This window comes from Paenibacillus sp. IHBB 3054, assembly GCF_051594305.1.
In the GTDB taxonomy this organism is placed as follows: Bacteria; Bacillota; Bacilli; order Paenibacillales; family Paenibacillaceae; genus Paenibacillus_AQ.
Genome location: NZ_JBOFBG010000004.1, coordinates 283,917 through 291,064, shown reverse-complemented (window position 1 = coordinate 291,064; position 7,148 = coordinate 283,917). Strand labels below are relative to the sequence as shown.

The window sequence follows — 7,148 nt, the reverse complement described above, 5'->3', positions numbered from 1 at the left end:
GGGTATGCAGTTGGTTTCATTCTGGGCGAAGCTGCCGAAGACGGTAAGTGCCGATGACATCTCACTGGTATTAGGTTCCGGGGTGACAGAAAACAAGTTAAGTGAGAGCGGACAAGAGGCGACCGGCTTTATTAATGCAAGCGCCCTTCTGCTCACACCTAAAACCACTGCACCGGCAAGCAATTTAACGAAGATCACGTTCTTCCCCTATAATTTATCGGTCATCAACTCAGAAGGCAGACTTTTAGAACTAAACGACACCATTAACATCGTAATGACCTATGATCTGACCCGGGACAACAGCATCGACAGTGGCGATTTGGAACATAAGCTTGTGCTTAGAATGACGGATCCCTTTGGCGTAACACAGGATAAAGTGCTGACTATAGGTACAGATCTGACAGAAGGCAAGAGTAATACCTTCTCGATGTCCTTCAGCAAAAATCTGTACATGAAGCTCAAGAGCGGCACTTACAAATTAACTTTATTTGATGAATTCCAAGGCGAACGGCAGGAGCTTGGGGGCCAGGTTTTCAACCTGTTCATCGACCGCCAGCTGATAACTGAGAAAGATACCAACGCTAAATGACAATGGAAGAAGGAGCAGCTTCTATGTTGCGAGTAGAAAATATCAAGCACTCTTTTAAGACCGGCAACGAATGGACCCCCGTGCTTCACGATATCAGCTTCAATGTAAAGCAGGGTGAAATGGTTGCCCTGCTGGGCAGTTCCGGCTCCGGGAAATCTACAATGCTAAACCTGATGGCCGGCCTGATGAAGCCGACTGAAGGCCATATCTTCATTGCGGACCATGATATTGTTAAGATGGGAGAAAACAAGCTTTCCGTGTTTCGCCGCAAGCATATCGGATTTATCTTTCAGGCCTATGAGCTGATCACCAGTCTTACCGTGCGCGAGAATGTGGAGCTGCCGCTTGTGTTCCAGTCCGTCTCGCCATCCATCCGTAAGCAAAAGGCGCTTGCGCTGCTGGAGCAGGTCGGCATTCCGGACAAAGCTGATTTATTTCCTTCCCAGCTGTCTGGCGGCCAGCAGCAGCGGGTTAGTATTGCCCGCTCGCTGATTACAGAGCCATCGGTCATCTTCGCGGATGAGCCGACAGGGAACCTGGACTCCAAGACTGAGGAAGAAATCATCGACATCCTGCTCAAGCTCAACCGGACGATGAACACTACTTTTATTGTTGTCACGCATGAACATGAGGTAGCAGAGCAAATGCAGCGCATCTTTTCCCTGCGGGACGGTTATTTAATTACCGAAGAGCAAAAGGCGGCAGAAGCGGAACCTCAAGAGGAGGAGACGCAGTGAAGATCAGAGATATAACCCGTATGGCCTGGGATCAGGTCAAACGGCGCAAGGTGGTTACCGGACTGTGTATGACCGGACTTTCCATCGGTTGTGCAGCAATCATTGTTGCGCTTAGTGTTGGACAATCCGCACAGAACTATATGACCGATGAGGTCAATCGCAGTTTTAAAATGGATGAAATTATGGTCTCTCCAGGCGGCGGTATCCCCTCGCGTGGCGGCGGAGACAGCAGTAAGGCTCCTGCCGAAACAAACGAGAACCTGAATCCAGGTAAGCTGACGGAGCAGAAGCTTGAGATTATCCGCGGTCTGGATCATGTAGTCGCAGCCGCGCCGTTTCAAGATGTCGGCTACATGCAGATTGTCACGGTCGACAACAAAATAGGCGATGCCAGAGTCATTGCAACAGACTTAGAGATGCTGAATAAGTACGGCCATACCTTCAAACAGGGAGGAGGCTCAAATCTCCCGGGTATGACTGTGCTGAATTATGGGGCAACACTTGGCCTGATTGACAATGAAACCCGTACGAAGCTTTATGAGCGTCTTTCGGCAGATCCTTTTAACCAGGAATTAAATGCTCAATACACCAGTATGACCCTGCTCCCTTCAGAAATGTATAGGCAGCAGCTACAGATACAGGCGCAGGACTATAGCAGCGCGTCAGGAGCCATCAAGCTCAGCTCACCGCTGCAAGTAGGGGGCATCCTGGCTAATCCGACGGGGACTAGCGATGAACGTGCTTCCTATGACAAGATTATGTATATCTCTCAGGATACTGCGGTTCAACTCGGGAAAGAGCTTGCTTTTGACAATATGTCGGTCATTAATGTGCCTGAGGAAGGAAGCTACAACTCAGTGACGGTTAAGGTGGACGACGTTGACAACATTAAGCAGGTAGAACAAATGATTCAGAAGCTGTCTTTAACGACCAGCAACAATCTGTATCAGATGGATATGCTTAAAGAGCAATTTGATACAATCAAAATGGCAGCGCTTGGAATAGGTGTTTTTATTCTAGTCATTGCTTCCATTTCCATTATTGTTGCCATGACCATGTCCACCCATCAACGCAGACGGCAGATCGGAATTATGAAGGTGCTGGGTGCAAATATGAGGCAAATCCGCAATATGTTCATTACGGAAGCTGCACTGCTGGGGCTTTTGGGCGGATTATTGGGCGTTCTCTTTTCCTACCTGATTGTAAATGGTCTCAACAAGCTTGTGGGTACAGCTGGTGATGGTATACATTTCTTTATTCCGGAAACGAACCTTCCCATCGGGCTTGTATTTGCGATTATGACAGGTGTGCTGTCGGGGATCTATCCGGCGATCAGCGCTTCAAGAACAGATGCGCTTACTGCTATTAAGCGGGACTAGCTATTTTTAAATTGAAAGGACGCCGAACAATGAAGAGGATAATTAAAAAGAGCCTGAAGTGGCTCATTATTGCGGCCATCGTGGGTATTGGGGGATATCTGCTGTTCACCAAAGTGATCAAAAAAGAAGAACCCCAGATGGTGATGGAGACTACGCAAGCAATCAGCTTTCCGGTTACTCAGGAGACCATAACGAGTTCTGTTCAGGTGAAGGGGAAATCACAGTATCAAGAGGAGACTCTGGTCTATGCTCCTTACGCTTCAAAGGTTACAGCGTGGAAGGTGGAGAACGCCGGCCAGGTGAAAAAGGGGGATGTGCTGTTCACTCTGGACCAAAGCACATTGCAAAACGAAATTGCCACCACAGAGGCTGCCATTCGCAAAGCGCAGCTGGAGGGGGAACTGAATTCATTCGTCAGCCAACAGGACGCGGAAACTGCAGCTCCAATCGGAACTGAAGCGGAGCGGCTCAAAGCGCTGGCGGCCCAGGAAACGGCACGCATGAATGAGGAATTGAATAAGGTCAACGCAGGTATTCAAGAGCGGGAGCTGGCGGACAAAAGGAATAAGCTCAAAACGGCGATCTATCATGCGCCTGCAACTGGCATTTTCCTGTATGACAGCAGCAAAGAACGGCCGCAGATGGTGACGGACAATCAGTACATCGGTAAGATTGTTGATCTGAGCAAGCTTGAATTTATTGCACAGGTCGGGGAACAGGACATCTTCCGCATCAAAAAGGGCATGAAGGTTCAGGTCAAGATGACTGCAATGAAAAATCTTACGCTTAAGGGTGAAGTGACCGAGGTATCGAAATTCGCCACTACAACCAGCGGACAGAACTCGGCAGCAAGTCAGGTGCCGCAATTTGAGGTGGTTATTTCTCTCCAGCCGGATGAGCATTTAATCGGCGGCCTCAGTCTTAGCGGCGAAATTGAGACGTTGCGTAAAGAGAAAGCCACAGTAGTCTCCAGCATCGCTGTTATGCATGAAGGTGATCTGGCGTATGTAATGCTGGATAAAGGAAATGAGCAATATGTACGGCAGGAAATCAAGGTCGGAATGGAAACTACGGACAAGACAGAAGTTCTCTCTGGACTAAAGCCAGGGGATAAAGTAGTTATTCAGTAGTTAAAATAACGGGCAGTCTGTTGATATAACAACAGGTTGCCCGTTTAGCTTGTCGAAGGCTGTTGAGAGAGTCTCAACAGCCTCTTTGTTACTTGTTAAGCGAACTTCGCCAGCTTGTGATATCCTGGTTCAGCTTCGTCAGATCGGGCACGGCTGTCGGCTGGTCGGTCAGGCGGTATTTGTCCTTCAGTGCAAGAATGCGGTAGACACTCTCATCAATTCGTGACTCCTTGATGGTGCCGCTTTGGACACTGGCCAGCAGCGCTTTCCGAACCGCTTGCTCATTCCCGTATTCATGGGCGACAAGAAGGATATCACTGCCCGCCTGTACGGTATCGACAGCTGCGGCAGCCAGCGTGTAGTGCTCGGTGATGGCACCCATTGTGAGGTCATCGGTAATGACCACTCCCTGAAAGCCCATCTCTTCACGCAGCAGCTTTCCGATAATGGCCCTGGACAAAGAAGCAGGCTTATCAGAATCAAGCTCCGGAAAAAGAATGTGCGCAACCATTACCGCATCCGCATTCTCCTGAATGGCCGCCTCGAACGGCTGCCATTCCAGTTTGGCCAGTTGGGCAGCAGTTTTGTTCACGACCGGCAGTTCCAGATGGGAGTCGACGGATGTGTCGCCGTGACCGGGGAAATGTTTAACAACCGGCACAACGCCTTCACCGGCGATTCCTTTCATCTCAGCGATTCCTAATCTGCTGACGAGGTCCGCAGTGTTTCCAAAGGAACGGTCGCCGATTACAGGATTATCGGGATTGCTGTTTATATCCAGCACAGGGGCAAAATCCATATTAAACCCGGCTGACAGCAGCTCTCTGGCGAGCAGCTTGCCCATCGTTCCGGCAGCACCAGAATTGTTGGCTGCGCCAACGCTCCCGTTCGACGGAATTGCGGCATATTCATCAGGCATGCGGCTGACCTTGCCGCCCTCCTGATCTACGCTCATGAACAGCGGAACCGGATTCTCCGCGTTGCTCTTCTTCAGGTCATTGATCAGGCTGACCATACCCTTCAGGTTGCTGATATTATCTTTATACAAGATAATTCCGCCGATCTTGTCTTCGGCAATCATCCTTTTTGCCTGGGTATCTAGCTTGGTGCCGTCAATGCCGACCAGGAGCATTTGCCCGATTTTCTCCTCCAGCGTCATGTTTGCCAATTTGCTCTCAATTATATCGCTGCCGCTGGCCGCTGACTGCATGGGTGTCGCTGTTGCTGTCGCTGCTGCAGCCGCTGTTGCGGAAGGTGATGCGGTTATGTAGTCCGTAGGAGAAATATTTCCTGTCTGCACATTGGTGTTTCCTGCACATCCGCTGATGGCAAGCAAGCCGGTAAGTACGGCAGTCACAGGAAAGAGTCTGCTCCAGTCTCGCGGGGTGAAGTGCCGGTATTTCAGCCCAATCATTTTCATTTGCAAATATTCTTCCTTTCGTTTGCCGATTCACTGGCATGGATGATAAGATGGAGGAGACTTTACATAAGGCTTGTTTCAAGCAAATTACTCTAAAGGACGAGGTGAGGGACCCATGAAGGAAGAATTAATGAATACATTGAATGAGCAGATGAATTTTGAATTTTATTCTGCTCACGTTTACCTGGCGATGGCTGCTTATTGTTCAGGTGAAAGTCTGGACGGTTTCGCCAACTTTTTTCTGGTACAGGCCGAAGAAGAACGGTTTCATGCTATGAAAATTTACAAATTCCTTAATGACCGCGACTATCGCGCTACGCTCGCTGCCTTACCGGAGCCGAAGAACGAATATACATCCATGCTGGATGCCTTTGAACATGCCTATGCCCATGAACAGCAGAATACGCGGAAATTCTACCATCTGGCCGACCTGGCGCTGGATGCACGTGAGCACGCGACCATCTACTTCCTCAAGTGGTTCATTGATGAGCAGGTTGAGGAAGAGGCGCTGTTCAGCAATATTATCGCCAAGCTAAAACGGATTGAATCCGATAGCAACGCTTTCTACATGCTGGACGCCGAGTTTGCGGCGCGCTCATTTACTCCGCCGGCAGAATAAATGCTTAATGTATGAGCAGCCGCTCTACCATAGTTTAGCAGAAAAGGGATCTGTCTTATAGGACAGGTCCTTTTTTGTGTTTACCGTGTGAAGGGTGAGAGCCCGCAAAGCCTTTCTGTATAAGAGAATAATTCCGGTTCCCGACACCAATCACTGTCTGATGTTGAACTAGGGCAAACAATGTTGCGTATTGCAAAACACTTCCTGCTTCCCAACTCTATTTGGCAGGGTTAACTAATGCGCCGCCCGGCAACACTGTTTCTCTAGACCCACCCGGATGTCAGCGTGTAGTATAGAACAATACTATTGTTTGGAGGTTCTTTTTTTTGGAAAACTACAGCGACATTAAACAAAGTGAAAAAGGGGCCTGGCTCAGTTTATTTGCCTACATTCTTTTATCCGCCGTCAAATTGTTCATCGCAAGTGTCTCGGGTTCCCAAGCTCTGCTTGCAGACGGATTGAACAATAGTACGGACATCATTGCGTCTCTCGCCATCCTGACAGGTCTTAAGATTTCCCGGAGACCTCCTGATTCCAATCACAGCTACGGGCATTTCAGAGCGGAGACGGTGGCCGCATTGATTGCTTCTTTCATTATGATTGCCGTAGGGTTGCAGGTTCTGTATCAGGGTTTCAACAAATTTGTCCAACCGGTGCTGGAGACGCCAGATCTTATCGCTGCCTGGACGGCTGCGGGTTGTGCGTTGGTAATGCTGGCCGTTTACGCGTACAATATCAAGCTTGCCCGTGAACTCAAAAGCAATGCCATGCAGGCGGTAGCTCAGGATAACCGTTCGGATGCGCTCGTAAGCATAGGTGCTTTTATAGGGATTATCGGTTCACAGTTTGGAATTCCCTGGCTGGATCCGCTGACAGCGACGATTGTTGGGCTTCTGATCTGCAAGACAGCCTGGGATATTTTCCGCAAGGCTAGCCATGATTTAACGGACGGCTTTGATGCAAGCGAACTGGAGCTGATGAAGCAAACCGTTGCCCAAATCGATGGCGTAGAATCGATAAAAGATATTAAAGCACGCATTCATGGCAACAATGTGCTGGTGGATACAACCGTGCTGGTGAACTCGAAGCTGAACGTGGTGCAGAGTCATGATATTACGGAAGAAATTGAAGACCAATTGAAGGACCGCCACCAGGTTTCCAATGTGCTTGTACATATAGAGCCGCTGTAAATATAGAATCGATACCAAAGTCTGATATGCACGGCGAAAGCCGGAGCAGTCAGGCTTTTTTTGCAATATAACCTACGGGCAGAA

At 49.1% G+C, this 7,148-nt stretch carries 6 protein-coding genes and 1 pseudogene; 6 read left to right on the top strand and 1 reads right to left on the bottom strand.

Going from position 1 to position 7,148, the window contains the following annotated elements; translation table 11 throughout:
- From ACQ76X_RS08075 to ACQ76X_RS08060, 4 genes and pseudogenes are all read left to right on the top strand, one after another.
- Nucleotides 1–589: pseudogene (locus ACQ76X_RS08075) on the top strand (hypothetical protein); the annotation flags it as partial.
- Nucleotides 590–612: 23 nt separating this feature from the next.
- Entirely contained in the window at nt 613–1,326 is a 714-nt protein-coding gene (locus ACQ76X_RS08070; RefSeq protein WP_341378486.1) for an ABC transporter ATP-binding protein, read from the top strand.
- Complete coding sequence (locus ACQ76X_RS08065; RefSeq protein ID WP_438492857.1) at nt 1,323–2,705, top strand: ABC transporter permease; 1,383 nt, start codon at nt 1,323–1,325, stop codon at nt 2,703–2,705. The genes ACQ76X_RS08070 and ACQ76X_RS08065 overlap by 4 nt, the downstream gene beginning before the upstream one ends.
- A gap of 29 nt (nt 2,706–2,734) precedes the next feature.
- Nucleotides 2,735–3,835, top strand: coding sequence for an efflux RND transporter periplasmic adaptor subunit (locus ACQ76X_RS08060; RefSeq protein ID WP_438492855.1), 1,101 nt, complete (start codon nt 2,735–2,737; stop codon nt 3,833–3,835).
- 88 nt (nt 3,836–3,923) lie between these two features.
- On the opposite strand, the gene nagZ is transcribed toward ACQ76X_RS08060, so the two are convergent.
- Entirely contained in the window at nt 3,924–5,255 is a 1,332-nt protein-coding gene (gene nagZ / locus ACQ76X_RS08055; RefSeq protein WP_438492853.1) for a beta-N-acetylhexosaminidase, read from the bottom strand.
- A 115-nt stretch (nt 5,256–5,370) separates the two neighbouring features.
- On the opposite strand from nagZ, the gene ACQ76X_RS08050 reads away from it, so the two are divergent.
- Together ACQ76X_RS08050 and ACQ76X_RS08045 are read left to right on the top strand one after the other, a co-directional pair.
- Complete coding sequence (locus ACQ76X_RS08050) at nt 5,371–5,874, top strand: ferritin (RefSeq protein WP_038591439.1); 504 nt, start codon at nt 5,371–5,373, stop codon at nt 5,872–5,874.
- A gap of 326 nt (nt 5,875–6,200) precedes the next feature.
- Nucleotides 6,201–7,064, top strand: a complete 864-nt coding sequence (locus tag ACQ76X_RS08045) for a cation diffusion facilitator family transporter (protein WP_438492852.1) — start codon at nt 6,201–6,203, stop codon at nt 7,062–7,064.
- Nucleotides 7,065–7,148: the final 84 nt, after the last annotated feature.

Coding starts and splice junctions, on each gene's coding strand:
- ACQ76X_RS08070 (WP_341378486.1), top strand. CDS start 613: ATGTTGCGAGTAGAAAATATCAAGCACTCTTTTAAGACCGGCAACGAA.
- ACQ76X_RS08060 (WP_438492855.1), top strand. CDS start 2,735: ATGAAGAGGATAATTAAAAAGAGCCTGAAGTGGCTCATTATTGCGGCC.
- nagZ (WP_438492853.1), bottom strand. CDS start 5,255: ATGAAAATGATTGGGCTGAAATACCGGCACTTCACCCCGCGAGACTGG.
- ACQ76X_RS08050 (WP_038591439.1), top strand. CDS start 5,371: ATGAAGGAAGAATTAATGAATACATTGAATGAGCAGATGAATTTTGAA.